Origin of the sequence: Nitrosophilus labii (genome assembly GCF_014466985.1) — a bacterium.
Classification (GTDB): Bacteria; Campylobacterota; Campylobacteria; order Campylobacterales; family Nitratiruptoraceae; genus Nitrosophilus_A; species Nitrosophilus_A labii.
This window is the reverse complement of the sequence record NZ_AP022826.1, coordinates 1,289,018-1,306,510: the sequence shown is the minus strand read 5'-3', so window position 1 is coordinate 1,306,510 and position 17,493 is coordinate 1,289,018. Positions and strand designations below refer to the sequence as shown.

The window sequence follows — 17,493 nt, the reverse complement described above, 5'->3', positions numbered from 1 at the left end:
TATGTGAAAAGGACAAGTAAATGTTTAAAAAAATATATCTGATTTTTGTTTTTCCATTTTTGTTATTGGCAAATGAGATAAAAATAGGTGATGAAGTAAACGTAGTAGGGGTTAGGACCAATTATTTAACTGGGTACGGAATAGTTGTTGGACTTAATAAGACCGGAGATGGTACTACAACCAAATTTACTCTTTTAAGTATTGCCAATATGCTTAAAAAAATGGGAATCTATATAGATCCAAAAGACGTTAAAACGAAAAATGCCGCTGCTGTTATAGTAACTGCAAATATGCCCCCTTTTGCAAAGAGCGGTATGACTTTTGATGTTACGGTCTCATCTTTAGGAGATGCAAAAGACATAGGTAACGGAGTGTTGATAAGAACTCCTCTTTACGGACCAGATAAAAAGGTTTACGCTTTTGCCCAAGGCCCTGTTTCTACTGGAGGAGGTTATAGTGAGTCAAACAAAGGTGGAAAAGTACAAAAAAATTTTACGACCACTGGAGTTGTAATGAATGGTGGGATAATAGAAAGAGATTTACCTTTTGATTTTGACAAACTTAGCAACTTAACACTGACATTAAAACATCCTGATTTTGCTAAGGCCAGAGAAATCGCGAGAGTTATTAACGATGCTTTTGGAAAAGATATAGCTTTTGCGGTGGACTCTGCTACGGTTAAAGTAAATTATCCACAACATATCAAAAAAGTTGATTTTGTTGCAAAAGTTTTAAATCTTAAAATAAAAAGATACAACGAACCAACTATAGTGATATATGAAAGAACCGGTACAGTAATAATGAGCGGAGATATCAAGATAGATACGCCTGTTTATGTGTCCCATGGAAATATTTATGTTTCTATTCAAAAAGAACCGATTGTTTCACAGCCTCAGCCTTTATCTGGAGGAGATACCGTGCAAACCCAAAAAGTTACCACTCAGGTGACTGAAGAGAATGGAAGAATATTTGCCTTAGATTCTCCTTCGCTTAAAGATTTGGTTAAAGCTTTAAACGATTTGGGGATCTCGCCTAGAGATCTTATAGCTATTATACAAGCTATAAAAAATGCTGGGAAACTTCATGCTAAAATTGTTATTATGTAAGTTTTAAGTAGATATAGAGTATAGAGTTGTTGATTTTTAGTTTTTTGATACATATTATTCATCACATATCGAAAATTACGAACTTCAAGAAGGAAATAGTATGATAAAAACGGATATAAAAACATATTGGGATGTTAAAAATATCTCAAATATAAAAAGTATTGATGAAGCTGCAAAGGCTTTTGAAACGGAATTTGTGCATATCTTTCTAAAAGAGGTTAGAAAAGGGATGGAAAAAGGTATGCTAAGTTCATCTTTTTCATCGAAAATGTATCTTGATATGTTTGATATGCAGATGGCAAAAGCTATCAGCGATAGTGACAAACTAGGAATAAAAGAGTATTTTTTAAATGCTATAAAAGCATATGAAAAAAACAGTAAATAATTAGAGGGATTATGACAGATACTTTAGCACTTTTTTTCAATAAAGTTCATGAACATTCAGATGCTATCATAGTAGTTTTGATTTTGGCAATCTTAGCCTCAATGGTTTTGCCAATACCCACTTTTTTACTTGATATATTATTAACTACTAGTATAACTTTATCTTTGATTATTTTAATGACTACAGTATATATAGGAAATCCTTTACAGATATCTTCGTTTCCATCTTTATTGCTTTTGGCAACCCTTTTTAGGCTCTCTTTGAATGTTGCAACGACAAGAACCATACTTCTACACGGCCACGAAGGTCCAGACGCAGCCGGGAAGGTTATTGAGAGTTTTGGTCAGTTTGTTGTAGGAGGCAACTATGTGGTAGGAATAATTGTTTTCATAGTTTTAGTTACTATCAACTTTATCGTTATTACAAAAGGAACCGAAAGAATTTCGGAAGTAGGCGCAAGATTTACACTAGATGCGATGCCCGGGAAGCAGATGGCTATAGATGCCGATCTAAATGCCGGTATCATCGACGAACAAGAGGCTAAAAAAAGAAGAGAAGAAATCGCAAAAGAGGCGGATTTTTACGGGGCTATGGATGGAGCTAGTAAATTTATAAGAGGAGATGCCATTGCCGGTATCATTATAACTATAATAAACATAGTCGGTGGTATCGCAATAGGGGTTTTACAACATAAAATGGATGTTGCAACGGCAGCTGCAAATTTTACTCTTTTGACAGTGGGAGATGGGCTGGTAAGTCAAATTCCCGCGCTTATTACTTCAACTGCAGCGGGATTGATGGTGACAAGAGCCGTATCACAAGCAAATCTCGGGAAAGAGATTTTTACTCAACTTGTTAGTTATCCTAAAGCTCTTTTTATGGCCTCTTTTGCTTTAGTTGCTATGGGAGTCGTACCAGGGATGCCTTTTCTGCCTTTTTTGATTTTAGCGATTATGATCGCTTTAGTGGGGTATATGATGCAGTTAGATATGCAAAACAGAGAAAAGATAGAGGCAGAAAAGAAAGCTCAAGAGATTATAAAAGAGGCAAAGGAAACAGAAGCTCCTGAAGATCTTATTTCTCAGCCTGAAACTATAACTTTAGAGATTGGTTACTCTTTGATACCTTTTGTGGATGAAAATCAAAATGGAGAGATAATTAAAAGAATAAAGTCGTTAAGAAAACAGTTAAGCAAAGAACTTGGACTCATAATTCCGCTTATCCATATTAAAGATAATTTGGAGTTAAAGCCAGGAGGATATAGGATCTTGATAAAAGATGTGGAAATCACAAAAGGCGAAGTTGAAACCGGAAAAGTTTTAGCTATCGATACAGGTTCTACAAAAGGTCCTATAGGGGGCAAGGAGACAAAAGAACCTACCTTCGGTCTTAAAGCGTATTGGATAAATGAGAATCTAAAAGACAAAGCCAAAATGTTAGGATATACCGTTGTCGATATTCCTACGGTTGTTATTACACATATTTCGGAAACTATAAAGTCTCATGCATATGAGATTTTAGGAAGAAGCGAAACAAAAGAGTTAGTCGAAGCACTGGCGAAAAAATATCCTATTGTAAAAGAGATAGTACCTGAACAGGTTTCATACTCAATACTTCATAGAGTTTTACAAAATCTATTAAGAGAAAATATACCTATAAAGGATCTTTTATCCATTATAGAGTCGTTATCTGATAACGTCAACAAAACTACCGATCCAGATATTTTAACTGAATTGGTAAGACAATCTTTATCTAGATTGATTACCTCTTTGTACGCAAAAGAGGGTAAATTGTACGCTATTACGTTGGGTACTAAACTTGAAAACTATATATTAGAAAAAATAAAAGAGTTTGAAGGTGCTATTCCGCCGTTAGATCCGTTTATTATGCAAGAAATTGTTAAACAGATTTCCGGGTATATTGAGAAGTTTGTATTGCATCAGTCTACTCCGGTACTGATATCTTCCGCTAGTGTTAGAAGATTTGTAAAGAAGATAATAGAGCCATATTTAAGTAATGTTGCGGTTATATCTTATTCTGAGATAGAACCTAATACCAAACTGAATATTTTAGGTAAGGTTGAGGTTAATGAAAATAAATAGATATGAAGGATATGACCTTGACGCTTTGATAGAAGAAGCAAAAAGAGAGTTGGGCAATGATTTAAAGATTTTGAGTTATGAAGTCGAAGAGGAAAAAAGTCTATTTCCTTTTAAAAAACGTAAAAAATATATACTTTTTGTAGAAGTACCAACTCCTCAAGAAGGTTTTTTGGATATGTTGGCAAAAGAGGAAAAAAATGAGGAGATAGATCGATTTCTAGCTAAGATTGAAGCTATGATAGATAAAAAAATAGCATCACTTAAAACTTCTCAGCCCGAAATATTTCCAACTCCTCCTCATAACGAACAGGTTATAGCTTCAACAGAGGAGTTTGAAGAGTTTACCGGAGATGCATTAGAACTTATCAATACTCTATTAAAAAAAGAGGTTGAGCCGAAAATTGCCAAAACATTAGTTAGAGAAGCTTGCGGTTTGGATATAGATACAAATAAGTTTGATCTAAACACCTCTTTTTTTAAAGAAGCTATTATTAAGGGAGTTCAGAAAAAAATAAAGTTTACCGGCCCTTTAAAGATTCAAAAGGGAGGATTGAAAGTAAAAGCTTTTGTTGGACCTACGGGTGTGGGGAAAACTACTAATCTATTTAAAATCGCCTCCGAACTTGTAATAAATCAAAATCTAAAAGTAGCGGTTATAAGTATAGATACTTTTAAAGTAGGAGCTATTCAACAAGCTAGAGCTTATGCTAATATACTCAATATTCCTTTTTTTGCGGTTACAGACTCAAAAAATTTGCGAAAAACTCTTTCAAATATGTCAAATATCGATATAGTTTTAATAGATACAGTTGGAAGAAGCCATTATGATTATTGGAGACTAGGAGAGATGAAAGAGATTTTAGGAGGGGGAAACGATCTTATCGATATATCTTTAGTTATAAGTTGCAATTATAAAAATAGTGAGGCTGTCGAGATAGTAAATAGATATAGGACATTTTTTCCTATAAATTCAATTTTTTTTACTAAAATTGATGAAACGTATAAACCCGGAATACTTTTAAATCTTCCAATTAAGATGGATATTCCGGTCTCATTTATAAGTACGGGACAAAGAGTACCTGAAGATATAAGACTTTTAAATCCTGAAAGAGTAGCAAACTATATATTGGGTGAGTGATGGAAGATCAAGCTAAAGGTTTAAGAGAACTTGTAAAAAAAGAGAGAAACGTTAAAAACAGTAAATTTATAACAGTCGCTAGTGGTAAAGGCGGAGTGGGAAAAACAAATTTTAGCGTTAATTTCGCTTTTACCATGGCAAACTATTTTAAAAAACGAGTTTTACTTATAGATGCCGATATTGGAATGGCAAATATTCATATCCTCTTAAATAGTGATCCATCAAAAAATCTAAAAAATCTATTTAACGGTGAAAATATTGAAGATTTGATAGTAAAGTCGGAAGGTTTTGATACTATTTTGGGTTTTTCGGGTATAGATTCTTTGGATGATATGGATGAGATGTCTATATCGATGTTAATAAACGCTTTAGAGAGTATATCTTATCGCTACGATTATGTGATAATAGATACGGGTGCCGGAATAAATGAAAAAATAGCTTCGTTTTTGAGAGCATCAAGTAGAGCTTATATAGTAACTACTCCTGAACCTACCGCATTAATGGATGCATATGCTTTAATTAAGTCTATTTATAATATTTATGGCTATAATAATTTTAAAACAGTTATTAATATGTCAAAAAATAGAGAAGAGGCTATCAATACTTTTAATAAACTAAAGCTTTCCGCAAATAAGTTTTTAGGTATTGAGTTGGAAATGTTGGGATTTTTGCCTATCACTCAAAATCTCAAAAAATGCGTAAAAAGGAAAGAGTTGATCGTAAAGATTTTACCAAACGATCCATTTAGTTTGGAGATGAGAAAAATATGTGCACTAGAGGCCCAAGAGCCTATAAAAGAAATAAACAGTAATTTTTGGGAAAAAGTATTCGATTTTTTAGGTAAAAAGCGAAAAAAATGAAAATAACTAAAGAAGAGAAACATAGAATCATTTTAGAAAACACTCCTCTCATTAAAAAGGTTGCAAGTAAGATATATTTCAAATTGCCAAAAGATTGCGGGATAGATTTTGACGAACTTGTTAATACCGGTGTTATAGGATTGATAAAAGCTATTGACAAATATGAGGAAGATAAGGCAAAATTCTCAACATATGCGTATATAAAGATAAGGGGAGAGATATTGGATTATCTTAGATCTTTACATATTGTTCCAAGAACTATGAGAGATAAAATTAAAAAGGAGAAAGAAGAAAATCCAGATAAAGTTATTCCTTTATCAAATTTGGCTATAATGATTAGTATGGAAAAAGCTCTTGGTAACGAAGATAGTTCTTTAAAGATAGTAGATACGTTAGTTTCGGAAGATAAAGGACCGGAAGAAGAGGCTATTGTGTCGGAAATGAGAGAAATTTTGGTTGAGGCTATGACTCACTTAAACGAAAAAGAGAGGAAAGCTATACAGATGTATTATTTTGAAGAGAGAGATCCAAAAGAGATTTCACAACATTTAAATATATCGCAATCGAGAGTTTCCCAGCTAAAAGCGCAAGCAATTGTAAAGATTAAAAAAATACTTGAAAAATCGGAGCAAATTTTATGAGTTTTTTCAATGTTTTGCTTGATTTAACGCCAAAAAAACAATTTAAAGATGATAAAAATATAGCTCTTCAAAATAGTGTTGCCGATTTTGAAGAGTTTTTAAGGAAAGATTTAAGTAATGAAAATATAAAAATTAACGAGTTTAATTATCAAAAACATTTACAAAGTTTAAATATTGAAGATATAGAAACTAGAAACAGCTTTTATGTTTTAAATAAAAAGAACCAAAAAAGCGAAAATTATAAGCTTATTCAAGATATGAAACAAGTAACAATAGATCAAGAAGCCCACATTTACAAAGATAATAAAATTAGCAAAGAGCTAGAGGAGAGTAAAAAACTTTCAAAAAAAGAGTTTAATCAAATACAAAATCTATCTTCTCAATCTTCTACTGAACAACAAATATCAAATTTTAATACGCAATTCTCACAAAACGATTATTTTAAAAATAGCGAGAATATAAAAAAAATAGTTAGTAAAGAAAAAGTTAAAGAAGTAATAGTAATAGAAAAAAAAGACAAGAAAGATAGTAGCACTAATAGTAAGAGTATTGTTGATAAAGAGATAAATGTTTTTTTGGGAAGGGGCAATAAAACTAAAGATTTATCCGGCAATTATAAGGTGGAAGTAGAGGAGAAGATTTTTAGAAAAAAAGAGGCGGTAGATATCAACGACAGTTTAAAATCTCAAAACCTTGAGAACAAAAGAGATTTTAGAAAAGATATAAAAAGAGTTAATTTAGAAAAAGATGAAGTGAAAAGAGAAGCTAGTAAAGTTTTAAAAAATGGCGAAGAGAGTATATTACAAAGAGATAATAAGCTGGCTATCGGGGAGAATTGGATAAATAAGATAGAAAAAATAGACAAGAAAGATAGTATCACAAATATAAAGAGGGTTAATGATAAAGAAGTGGGAGCTGTTTTTGATGGAGACAATAAAACTAAAGATTTATCTGGTAATTATAAAGGGGTAGAAGATAAGGTTTTTAGTAGCAAAGATGAAATTTGGTTAAAAAATAAAAGGAGAGATGATTTAGAAAAAAATGATGCTATCAAGATGAAAAGTGGGGCAAGTAGAGTTGTAAAAGATAATGAAGAGTATGTATTGCAAAGAGTAGAAAGGGTGATTTTTGAGGGAAAAGGGATAAATAAGATAGAAAAAATAGACAAGAAAGATGGTATCATAAATATAAAAAGGGTTAATGATAAAGAAGTGGGAGCTGTTTTTGATGGAGACAATAAAACTAAAGATTTATCCGGCAATTATAAGGCGGCAGAGGAGAAGATTTTAAAAAACAAAGAGACGATAGACTTCAACGACACTTTAAAATCTCAAAATCTTGAGAATAGAAATTTTATAAAATATATAAAGAGAGATAATTTTGAAAAAAATTTAGAATCATATAGCAAAAATTTTAAAGATGATGAGTTTTTGGTAAATAGCGAAAAAAAGAGTTTTGATTATGATGTATTTGATACATTAAGTAATAAAAAAGATTCCCTTAAAAATATAAAAAATGAGTATAAAGTCGATAAAATAGATATAAAAACAGCTAAAAACAGAAAAGATACCGCATTTATAAGGGATGTTTCGGAAAAAAATACGAAAAAAGATAGAGCCGATATTTTAGAAAATATAGAAACGAACATAGATAATGAAGTCTTAACTATAAACAGTTATGATCAAATGTTGCAAAAAAAAGATCGGTTTAAAGAGAGCTCTTTGTATAAAAACAGAGATTTGGATAGTTACAACAATATTCAAAACACAAACGCGAATAATACCTCTTCTAGCAACGATTTTTCAAATAGCGGTGGAGATAGTGAGTCGTTCGAAAACTATAGCCGTAACGAAACCTTAGAGATGAAAAACTCTTCTTACAATCAAAAAAATAGTTTTACGTTTAAAATGAATGACGTTATAGTAAATGCGGCTTTAAAAAACAATCATCTTACGCTCACATTAAATTCGGGGGGGTATATTTTGTTTACCAATGGTCTTGAAGGCGAGATAAGAACTATTTTAAAAGAGAGTGGATTTAGAAACTTTAATATCCAAATAAGAGATAAAGAGAAAAAAGTATATATAACTTCTTATCAAAATACCTCTATTGAAAGAAAAGCAAGAAGCAAGATAGATGTCATGGCTTAGTAGATTAATCTTACTTTTTTTACTATATACGCTTTCTTATTCCCAAAACTATGAAGACTCAAATAGAACCGACTTATTGAAAGAGGCAAATAGTACCGAAAATAGTATTACAAGTGAAAATAAAAAAAGAGAAAAATTAGAAGCTTTTATTTTTAAAAATGCTCTTCGCGATTATTCGTTAGGTTCATACTACGAAGCGTTAGATGAATTTTTACAGATTTTGAAAAACCCAAAATCCCTTTTTTATAAAAAAAGCCTTTTGATGTTGGGGAAAGTCTATCTACAAATAGCTAAAAGAACCGGAGTCAAAAAATATTTGTGGACAGCAGATTCATATCTTAATCTTTATGCTTCAAAAAAGAACAATCTCGGCTGGGAATATTATTATACTAAAGGGCGTATTTACGAAACGCTGGAGTTTTATGAAAAAGCTTTGGCTCACTATAAAAGATCTTTGCAAAAAACAGAAAAAGAGGAAGAGCAGACAAATAGTATTATAGGTATTTTAAGAGTTGCGGTTTGGCTTAAAAAACTTGATTTAGTTACGAAATATACCATTGTATTAAATATGACTCATCTTAAAAAAGAGCAGAAAAAAGAGGTTGAATTTTTAAAAGGTATGCAGCTTTTTGTAGATGAAAAATATGAAGAGGCATTTAAATACTTTTTAAAAACGTACAGGGAGTTTGAATCTTATCTAATCGATAATCCAAATTATTATTATTTAGTTGCAGAAACAGCTTACAGAAAAGGTGATATAAAATTTGCCGAACAACTCTTTAGAAGGATATTAAATCTTATAAAAAATAGAGAGGTTTTAAATAAAGTTTTACTACGCATGGGGGATATAGGACTTAAAAAAGGAGATATAAAAACCGCTGTAAATTATTACTATCAACTTGTTAGTAAATACCCAAAATCCAATGAAGCTATGGTGGCAAAACTTAAACTTATATCTTTAATGTATCGAGACGAAAAGTTTAAGAAAATGTTTTCAGATTTTTTTGAAGAGAACGAGTTTATTAAAAATTCCGAGGTTTTTGTAGTAAAAACTTTAGTCAAAAATAGAACTAATTATATTGGCCGATACGCTCTTGCAAATTTTGGAGTTATAACTTTTAAACTAAATAGCAATAAGCTTTATGAACGTCTTGGTTGGGAGCTCTCTTTGCTGTCTCCGGACAGAATGGATTATGAGCAAAAAGAGTATATAAAAGATCTCTGGAGTAGCTATCTTTTAGTTTTGGAGCCTGAAAGACTTTGTAAACTCTATTTTGCCAATGAGAAATTTTTTAAAAACGTTTTTTATCAAAATGTTTTAATTAAAATTGCCCAAAGTTTAAAAAAATGTAAAAAAGAGAGTAAAAGGCTTGCTCTTTTAAAATTTATATTAGATAAATGGAATACGGATCAAAATAGATTTTTGCTTGCCGAGGCTTTATATGATAGTGAAGATTATGAAAACAGTATGAAAGTTTTAGATAAAATTAAAAAAAGAGAATGTAGATATTATAAATTTTATGGCAAAAATTGCTTAATGAGCGATAAAAGTGACGAAAAATGTTTGTATATGATGAGAAAAAGTAAAGAAATATGTAAAGTTACGGATTTTGAAGCTGTAATATTGTCAAAATATTCAGATTTATTAACAAATAAAGAAGTTCCGTTTGAGTTTTTGAAGAGATATTCATCAAAGATAGCTAAAAATTTTGAAAAAAATGTGGTAGTACAAAAGTTTGTTAAAAAATATTCCGAAAAACTTATAGAAAATTCCAAATACAGATATCTTATAAAGATATTGGAACCTATCGCACAAAATTTAAAAAATAGTTGCTACATAAACTCTTTATTAGCAATATCTTATATTAGAACTGGTAAAATGCAATATGCTCAAGATTTAATAGAGAATATTAAAAAATGTGATGATTTGTGGGCAAAAATAGCGATAAATATCTATGAGGCTGAAAAGCTCAGTTTAAGGAACGAAAATGAGTGAGATGTTTAAAGGTGTAGATGAACTCTCTAAAATGGCTTCTTATTATCTAGATAGAACAAAAGTTATTCAGAGTAATATTGCTAATGCCGATACACCGGGATACAAATCAAAAGATCTTGTTTTTGAGAAAGTTTTAGACGACCAGATAAAACTTAAAAAAGAGAACTCCAAACATATCGATCCATTTTTTGGCGAAAGAGTAGATAAAAAACTAATAGAGTTAGACTCTTATGAAGGTTATGATAAAAATAAAGTAGATATTCAAAAAGAGCTTGCTAAGTTAGCGGAAAGTTCTATTATGTATAAATCAATGGTGGAAACTATGAAAAAAGAGTTTGCTAAGTTGAAACTTGTCATTACAGGGAGATAAAGATGTTGTTTAAAGGTTTGGAAATCGCTACTACTGGAATGTCGGCGCAAAAAGTAAGAATAGATATAGTCTCTAGCAACCTCGCAAACGTGAACTCCACAAAAGATAAGGAGGGTTTGCCTTATCGTAGGAAAATACCCGTGTTTGAAGCTGTAATGGATCAAGAGATAGAAAAACAAAACAGTATTCCATTAGCACAAGTAAGAGTAAAAGAGGTTTTAGAAGATCCTTCACCGTTTAAGATGAAATTCGATCCCACGAATCCTTTAGCAGATGAAAAGGGTTTTGTAAAGTTACCCAATGTAGATCCGATGAGAGAGATGGTAGATATGATTTCGGCTATGAGAACATATGAGGCAAACTTAACGGCGTTTAATACTCACAAAGATATGCTTTTGAAATCTTTGGAGATTATAAGAGTATAAAAGTGTGAGCGCAATGAATAAAGTAGTGATAGGGAGTTGTATGTTAATTATGCGCTTTACTCCTTATTTCTCAATTATACGTTAAAAAGGATGAAAGATGAAAATATCTTCCATTAACGGTGAGTTTATACCATTTGAGAAGAATAAAGAGTTTAAGAACGTAGAGACAAAAGGTTTCGACGATATTTTAAAAGATTTTATTTCCGATGTTAATAATGAGCTCAAAAATGCCGGAGTTGCTGAAGAGAAACTGATAAACGGAGATGTTTCAAATCTTGAAGAGTTGATGTTTCAAATAGAAAAAGCGGATATCTCTTTGAGGTTATTAACCGAAATCAGAAATAAAGCTCTTGAAAGTTATCAAGAAATTATGAGAATGCAAGTTTAGGAGATCGTTTTTGGCTTTTGATATAAAAAATATTACTCAAAAACTTTCTGAATCTTTTAAAGATGAAAAATTTTTAAAAAGAGTTTTTATAGGGCTTGGAATTACGTCGATAGTAGTTTTATTGTCCATTGTTTTTTTAAAAAACATCAACCAAGAGGAGTATGGAGTTTTATATACGCACCTTAATCCCGAGGATGCCGGAAGTATACTCACCATTTTGCAAGAGGAGCGTATTCCTTATAAAGTCGAAGGAGAAGGGACTATTATTTTAGTTCCTAAAAACAAGATATACGATGTAAGATTGAAACTTGCGGCAAAAGGCTTGCCCTCTTCTAAAGTCGTAGGTTTTGAGATTTTTGAAGAGCCTAAGATGGGCGCAACCCATTTTCAAGAAAATGTAAACTATTTAAGAGCAATAGAGGGTGAACTTACTAGGACTATTCAAAAAATCGACGCTGTAAGCAGTGCTAAGGTGAATATCGCTTTACCTCAAAGTTCAATATTTGCAAGAGACGAAGATGAGGCAAAAGCCTCTGTTATAGTAAAATTAAGGCCAGGAAGGGATCTTACTTCCGAACAAGTAAAAGCGATAGTTTTTTTAGTCTCTCATGCCGTATCCAAACTAAAACCGGAAAATGTAACAGTAGTGGATAACAGGGGACGAGTTTTGTCCGATATTTTAACGGAAGAGAAAAACGAAAAGATTTTAGATGCGGTAGATTTGAAAAAGAAAATAGAAAGAGATATAGAAAAAAGAATTCAGTCTATGCTGGCTAAAGCAATAGGACCTCAAAAAGTCGTAGTTAGAGCTACCGCTGAGATTGAGAGTGCCAAAATAAGAGAGCAAGAAGAGCTATACGATCCCGATAGAGTAGCCGTAGTTAGTGAAAGAAAAATTCAAGAGAAAGAGAAAGGCTTTTCACAAAAACAGATTGGAGCCCCTGGAACACCTACCAATGTGCCTCCCGTTATAAACACTAATCAAAACAACTTGACTTTAGATAAGAGCAAAAAAGATGTAACCACAAATTATAATATTTCTAAATCTTTAATCGATACACAGAGAAATATGTTTAAAATTAAAAAGCTAAGCGTAGGCGTGTTGATAGATGGAAAATACATAACTAAAAAAGACTCCAACGGTACAGAAACAAAAGTTTTCGTTCCAAGAAGCAAAGAGGAGCTTACTTCTTATGAAGAGCTCATAAAAAGTGCAGTTGGCTTTGATCCTAAACGTGGAGATAAAATAACGGTAGTAAGCGTTCCTTTTGAAGCTCCTCTCGTTATGGAAGATGAGAATCAAGATATATCTAAAAAAGATATGACTTTACTACTTGCTGTCGGCGGTTTAGCTCTTGTCCTTTTAGTTTTGTTGATAGTTTTTATAATAAAAGCTTCCAAAGCAAAAAAAGAGGCTAAGATTGCTCAAGAAAAAGCTGCTTTGGAAGAGACATTTAAAGAGATGAGTAAAGTACGAGAAGAAGAGAATTTGCTTTTGGATCTAGAATCCGAACCCTCTTATCAGAAGATTTTACAAATGATTGATGAAAATCCGGAACTAATAGCTTCAATGATTAGTAAATGGATGAAAGAAGAGATCTGATAATGCTGGAATTGGATGATTTTGGAAAATTAAAAAATATAAACGAGTTAAAAGATAGCGATATTCAAAATGAAAAAACTTTACAAGAAGTAGAAAAGTTTTATCAAGAGAAAATATTAGATATTGAAAAAAATTATCAAGAATTATTGGAAAATAGCAAAAAAGAGTTTTTTCAGAAAGGATATGTTCAAGGCACAAAAGAGAAAGAGGAGGAGTTAAATAAAAAAATTGAAGAGATTAAAAAAGAACTTATAGCGCAAAAAGAGTCTCAATTAGAAGATTTATCTCAGAACTACAAAAAAATAGAACATGAACTTTCATTAAAACATCAAGACTATCTAAATAGATTGAGTAGTATTATCCTTGATAATTTAGGTGAGGTTTTTGAGTTTTTATATATTCAAAACTCAAATGTTGAAAATTTAAAAGAAGCTATAACTCAAATAATATTAGAGTTTAAAGAGTCTTTGCCGTTAGAGATTAAAGTATCAAAAAAATTGTATGAAAAGGTTAAAAAAAGTTTTACAAATATAAAAGTAGATGTAGACGACTCTTTAAAAGAGGGCGATTTTATAATAGAGTTTTATGATTTTAAGTTGGAAAACAGTTTTAAAGAGAAAATTGAAGTATTAAAAGATGAAATTAAAAGAGAGATTAAAAAGTTTACCTAAATATAAAGTAAAGGGGAAGATAGTTGGTGTTAGCGGACCAGTTATAGAGGCGATTCTTCCTAAAGTATCGATAGGGGATTCATGTATATTTGAAAATGGTATCGAAGCGGAGATAGTAGGTTTTAAAGATAACAAAACGCTTCTTATGGCTTATGATGACACTAGGGGTGTTAAAGTAGGTAGCTTTGTGGAGGCTAAACTTGAACCAATAAGTGTAGGTGTAGGCAATGACCTTTTGGGGACCGTAATAGATCCTTTTGGCAATCCGTTAAATAAAGAGAGCGTAGTTTATTCTAACTTTTACTACTTAAAAAACGATCCTATAAATCCTTTAAAACGTGAGAGAATTACAGAACCGCTAGATATGGGTATAAGAAGTATAAATGGTCTTTTAACCGTCGGCAAAGGTCAAAGAATAGGAATATTTGCTGGAGCTGGCATTGGAAAGAGCACTCTTCTTGGAATGATTTCTAGGTTTACTAAAACTGATGTTAACGTAATTGCATTGATAGGCGAAAGAGGGCGAGAAGTTAGAGAGTTTATAGAAGACAATCTAGGCAAGGAAGGACTTAAAAAATCGGTAGTCGTGGTTGCCACTTCCGATCAGACTCCACTTGCTAAGATTAGAGCTGTTTATTCTGCGATAGCTATTGCCAACTATTTTTCAAATTTGGGTAAAGATGTGCTTTTTTTAGTTGACTCTTTAACAAGATTAGCGATGGCTCAAAGAGAAATTGGTTTGGCTATAGGGGAGCCTCCTACTACTAAAGGCTATACCCCTTCAGTTTTTTCACTATTGCCAAAAATCATAGAACAAGCGGGAACATTTTCGGGAAAAGGGAGTATAACCGGTATATATACGGTTTTGATCGAGGGTGATGAAGTATCTATGGATCCCGTAGCAGACGCCGCGGTAGGATTTTTGGATGGACATATACTATTATCAAGGGGTTTGGCTCAAAAAAGAATCTTTCCGTCAATTGACGTTTTAAAAAGTATAAGTAGATTAACGCCGCAAATAGTAAATGAAGAGATATTGGAAGTTCAGTCGAAATATTTTGAGTTAGAATCGATATATAGAGAGTCTGAAGAGATGATAACTCTTGGTCTATACCGTAGTGGCACATCTAAAAAAATAGATACTGCTATAAAATTTCATAAAGATTGGGAAGAGTATCTTAAACAGAGTGTAGAAGAAAGAGTTACTTTGGAAGAGAGTTTTGAACAACTTTTAAAACTTGTCTCAAAAATCGATATAAATTTGTAAAAAAACACCCAAAATAGGCCTTTTCTTTATATTTTTTTAATTTTCTTTAGATAAAATTAGTAAATAATCCGTAAAATAGGCTTTTAATTATGTAACAAAAGGATCATCTATGGATAATGTCATCGGTACCATTACAGATTTTACTGGGGAACAGATTCAAGTAGTTGATGCAAATTATGACAATTCTCAGATGTCTCAAGAGGATTTTTTGAAAGTATTATTGGCAAATTTTCAATATCAAGATCCTTTTGAAGCTGAAGATATTAGCCAGTTTATAGATGATACTTTAAGTTTGAGACAGCTTGAGACCATGAATAATTTTGAAGAAGCGGTACAGACGTTGACATCTGGTAGTTCTTCAACACTTTTGCTTCAAGCGTCTAATCTCATTAATGAAAAAATTATATATGAGGGAAATACGACTTATATAGAAAATGGAACTGGAAAAATAGAGTTTAGGCTTGCCGAAAATGGTGATATAGTTGATGTATATATTTATGATAATGAAGGAAACGTGGTAAAAAGTGATACATTTGCAAATTTAAGTGCAGGAACTATTTATCCCTATGAGATTGACGAGGCTTCTTTAGGTACAGGATACTACTCTGTAGCTGTTATTGCGAGAAATGGGGAAGAAAATGTTGAAGCTTCCGTGTATTCAACCGCGTTAGTGACTGGTATAGAAAGAGACGGTGAAAATATAGTTGCTCTTTACGAGTATGGAAGTATAGATTTAAATAGTATAAGTCAGATAGGAGGATAAGATGTTGCAGGCTTTTTATACCGGAAATACAGGTCTAAATTCTAATAAAACCTGGCTTTCCGTGATTTCAGATAATATAGCAAATGTAAATACTATAGGTTTTAAGCAAGAACGGGTAAATTTTCAAGATTTAATTTCTAGTTCGTTAACAACATACTCTACTAGCGGCGTTCCTAAAAATAGTGAAATTGGTGGAGGTTCGTTAGCGGCTTCTACCATTAAAGATTTTTCGCAAGGTACGTTTCAAACTACTAATTCTCCTCTTGCTCTGGCTTTAGACGGGGAAGGCTTTTTTATGGTTAAAAATCCTACCGCGGATTTGGTCTATTATACTAGAGCCGGAGATTTTAGAATAGATGCCAATGGAGATGTGATAGATCCAAACGGTTATAAACTGCAAGGATGGACTCTTGATGAAGGAGGAAATATCGCTGGAGCTATGGGAAGTATAAATATCCCTAACTCGTTATCTCCTACTAATACAGACAGTATAAAATTTGAAAACCCCGCAAATTTAGATGCAAATGTACAGGCTATTACGGCAACTTTTGATCCGAGTGATCCAAATACTTACCATTATGTTAATACTATAACAACTTATGATAGCTTGGGTACTTCTCATACTCTAAAGCACTATTTTGTTAAAACCGATATAAATACGTGGAAAGTATATTCGCAGATAGATGATAGAGCGGTTTTATATACGGACGGAACAAATAATTACGCTTCCGTTGAACTTACTTTTAACGGTAAAGGTGAATTAACATCCGGGCAATATGTATCGATCCCTAATTTAAACGATCCCGCGACCGCTACTGAAAATAGTGATGATGGAGTTTTTACGGTAGGTGGAGGAACACCTGTTTTACCAGGCTCTGTATATATAAGTCAAGATCAAAACGGAAATACCGTACAGTGGAATGACGACGGTGCCGGAAATATTATAGATATAAATACCGGTGAAATAAAAGGTACCATAAGTTACGATGATGGGAAAATAACAATTATAGGAGCAGCCGGAGATGGAAACAACAATAGTACTTTAACTCTAAAATATCAAGACTTTAATAACGCTACGACAGCTGCCATAACCGATTTGACAAATATTCAAACCGCGGTTATAGATTACTCTAATCCTGAGAGTAGATATTTAAATACAGGTGCTGTAGATACGCAGATTTTGGAAGATTTTATAAATTTAACTCAACTTGACAGTGATTTTATATTTTATGCACAGCAAAACGGAAGCGGAAAAGGAGATCTTCTTAGTATGTCCGTTAGCGAAGAGGGAGTTATAAAAGCTACATATACCAACGGACAGGTAAAAGATATAGCTAGACTTGCCGTTGCAACTTTTAAAGATAAAGAGATGTTAGTCAGAAAAGGAAATAGTTTATATCTTCCAAATCAGCAAACATTTACACCGATAATAGTACCAGGTGGAGTTATAAGCAAAATAAGAAGCGGAATGCTTGAGATGAGTAACGTTGATATATCCCAAGAGTTTATAAACCTTATTACCGCTCAAAGAGCGTACCAAGCAAATGCAAAAACCATAACAACTTCAGATCAAATCTTACAAACCACAATGGACATCAAAAGATAAGAGGGTTTAAGCCCTTTTATCG

Annotated in this window: 16 protein-coding genes; all 16 read left to right on the top strand. The window is 32.3% G+C overall.

Going from position 1 to position 17,493, the window contains the following annotated elements:
- Positions 1-20 precede the first annotated feature (20 nt).
- The gene (locus tag NIL_RS06530; RefSeq protein WP_187647006.1) at positions 21-1,106 is read left to right on the top strand and encodes a flagellar basal body P-ring protein FlgI; all 1,086 of its coding nucleotides are present in this window, start codon (positions 21-23) and stop codon (positions 1,104-1,106) included.
- Between the two features lie 100 nt (positions 1,107-1,206).
- Positions 1,207-1,491 carry a rod-binding protein gene (locus NIL_RS06525; protein WP_187647005.1) on the top strand — a complete coding sequence of 95 codons (285 nt, stop codon included), beginning with the start codon at positions 1,207-1,209 and terminating at the stop codon, positions 1,489-1,491.
- 11 nt (positions 1,492-1,502) lie between these two features.
- Positions 1,503-3,593 (top strand): flagellar biosynthesis protein FlhA, encoded by a 2,091-nt coding sequence (gene flhA, locus NIL_RS06520; protein ID WP_187647004.1) that lies wholly within the window; start codon positions 1,503-1,505, stop codon positions 3,591-3,593.
- Positions 3,580-4,731, top strand: a complete 1,152-nt coding sequence (locus NIL_RS06515) for a flagellar biosynthesis protein FlhF (RefSeq protein WP_187647003.1) — start codon at positions 3,580-3,582, stop codon at positions 4,729-4,731. The genes flhA and NIL_RS06515 overlap by 14 nt, the downstream gene beginning before the upstream one ends.
- Entirely contained in the window at positions 4,731-5,591 is an 861-nt protein-coding gene (locus NIL_RS06510) for a MinD/ParA family protein (protein ID WP_187647002.1), read from the top strand. The genes NIL_RS06515 and NIL_RS06510 overlap by 1 nt, the downstream gene beginning before the upstream one ends.
- Positions 5,588-6,232, top strand: a complete 645-nt coding sequence (locus tag NIL_RS06505; RefSeq protein WP_187647001.1) for a sigma-70 family RNA polymerase sigma factor — start codon at positions 5,588-5,590, stop codon at positions 6,230-6,232. Before NIL_RS06510 ends, NIL_RS06505 begins: the two co-directional genes overlap by 4 nt.
- Positions 6,229-8,382: a hypothetical protein gene (locus NIL_RS06500; protein WP_187647000.1), complete on the top strand. Its 2,154-nt coding sequence runs from the start codon at positions 6,229-6,231 to the stop codon at positions 8,380-8,382. Before NIL_RS06505 ends, NIL_RS06500 begins: the two co-directional genes overlap by 4 nt.
- Positions 8,369-10,378, top strand: a complete 2,010-nt coding sequence (locus NIL_RS06495) for a tetratricopeptide repeat protein (RefSeq protein ID WP_187646999.1) — start codon at positions 8,369-8,371, stop codon at positions 10,376-10,378. The genes NIL_RS06500 and NIL_RS06495 overlap by 14 nt, the downstream gene beginning before the upstream one ends.
- Positions 10,371-10,748 (top strand): flagellar basal body rod protein FlgB, encoded by a 378-nt coding sequence (gene flgB / locus NIL_RS06490; RefSeq protein WP_187646998.1) that lies wholly within the window; start codon positions 10,371-10,373, stop codon positions 10,746-10,748. Before NIL_RS06495 ends, flgB begins: the two co-directional genes overlap by 8 nt.
- A 2-nt stretch (positions 10,749-10,750) precedes the next feature.
- Entirely contained in the window at positions 10,751-11,173 is a 423-nt protein-coding gene (gene flgC / locus NIL_RS06485) for a flagellar basal body rod protein FlgC (protein ID WP_187646997.1), read from the top strand.
- A 97-nt stretch (positions 11,174-11,270) separates the two neighbouring features.
- Positions 11,271-11,561 carry a flagellar hook-basal body complex protein FliE gene (gene fliE / locus NIL_RS06480; protein WP_187646996.1) on the top strand — a complete coding sequence of 97 codons (291 nt, stop codon included), beginning with the start codon at positions 11,271-11,273 and terminating at the stop codon, positions 11,559-11,561.
- 10 nt (positions 11,562-11,571) lie between these two features.
- Positions 11,572-13,164 (top strand): flagellar basal-body MS-ring/collar protein FliF, encoded by a 1,593-nt coding sequence (fliF, locus tag NIL_RS06475; RefSeq protein ID WP_187646995.1) that lies wholly within the window; start codon positions 11,572-11,574, stop codon positions 13,162-13,164.
- Positions 13,143-13,835: a FliH/SctL family protein gene (locus NIL_RS06470; protein ID WP_187646994.1), complete on the top strand. Its 693-nt coding sequence runs from the start codon at positions 13,143-13,145 to the stop codon at positions 13,833-13,835. Before fliF ends, NIL_RS06470 begins: the two co-directional genes overlap by 22 nt.
- Positions 13,801-15,102 carry a FliI/YscN family ATPase gene (locus NIL_RS06465; protein WP_187646993.1) on the top strand — a complete coding sequence of 434 codons (1,302 nt, stop codon included), beginning with the start codon at positions 13,801-13,803 and terminating at the stop codon, positions 15,100-15,102. The genes NIL_RS06470 and NIL_RS06465 overlap by 35 nt, the downstream gene beginning before the upstream one ends.
- Positions 15,103-15,211: 109 nt before the next feature.
- On the top strand, positions 15,212-15,865 hold the full coding sequence (locus NIL_RS06460) for a flagellar hook assembly protein FlgD (RefSeq protein ID WP_187646992.1): 654 nt from the start codon (positions 15,212-15,214) through the stop codon (positions 15,863-15,865).
- Position 15,866: 1 nt separating this feature from the next.
- Positions 15,867-17,471, top strand: a complete 1,605-nt coding sequence (locus tag NIL_RS06455; RefSeq protein WP_187646991.1) for a flagellar hook protein FlgE — start codon at positions 15,867-15,869, stop codon at positions 17,469-17,471.
- The last annotated feature ends 22 nt before the right edge of the window (positions 17,472-17,493 follow it).

Coding starts and splice junctions, on each gene's coding strand:
- NIL_RS06530 (WP_187647006.1), top strand. CDS start 21: ATGTTTAAAAAAATATATCTGATTTTTGTTTTTCCATTTTTGTTATTG.
- NIL_RS06525 (WP_187647005.1), top strand. CDS start 1,207: ATGATAAAAACGGATATAAAAACATATTGGGATGTTAAAAATATCTCA.
- flhA (WP_187647004.1), top strand. CDS start 1,503: ATGACAGATACTTTAGCACTTTTTTTCAATAAAGTTCATGAACATTCA.
- NIL_RS06515 (WP_187647003.1), top strand. CDS start 3,580: ATGAAAATAAATAGATATGAAGGATATGACCTTGACGCTTTGATAGAA.
- NIL_RS06510 (WP_187647002.1), top strand. CDS start 4,731: ATGGAAGATCAAGCTAAAGGTTTAAGAGAACTTGTAAAAAAAGAGAGA.
- NIL_RS06505 (WP_187647001.1), top strand. CDS start 5,588: ATGAAAATAACTAAAGAAGAGAAACATAGAATCATTTTAGAAAACACT.
- NIL_RS06500 (WP_187647000.1), top strand. CDS start 6,229: ATGAGTTTTTTCAATGTTTTGCTTGATTTAACGCCAAAAAAACAATTT.
- NIL_RS06495 (WP_187646999.1), top strand. CDS start 8,369: ATGTCATGGCTTAGTAGATTAATCTTACTTTTTTTACTATATACGCTT.
- flgB (WP_187646998.1), top strand. CDS start 10,371: ATGAGTGAGATGTTTAAAGGTGTAGATGAACTCTCTAAAATGGCTTCT.
- flgC (WP_187646997.1), top strand. CDS start 10,751: ATGTTGTTTAAAGGTTTGGAAATCGCTACTACTGGAATGTCGGCGCAA.
- fliE (WP_187646996.1), top strand. CDS start 11,271: ATGAAAATATCTTCCATTAACGGTGAGTTTATACCATTTGAGAAGAAT.
- NIL_RS06470 (WP_187646994.1), top strand. CDS start 13,143: ATGGATGAAAGAAGAGATCTGATAATGCTGGAATTGGATGATTTTGGA.
- NIL_RS06465 (WP_187646993.1), top strand. CDS start 13,801: ATGAAATTAAAAGAGAGATTAAAAAGTTTACCTAAATATAAAGTAAAG.
- NIL_RS06460 (WP_187646992.1), top strand. CDS start 15,212: ATGGATAATGTCATCGGTACCATTACAGATTTTACTGGGGAACAGATT.
- NIL_RS06455 (WP_187646991.1), top strand. CDS start 15,867: ATGTTGCAGGCTTTTTATACCGGAAATACAGGTCTAAATTCTAATAAA.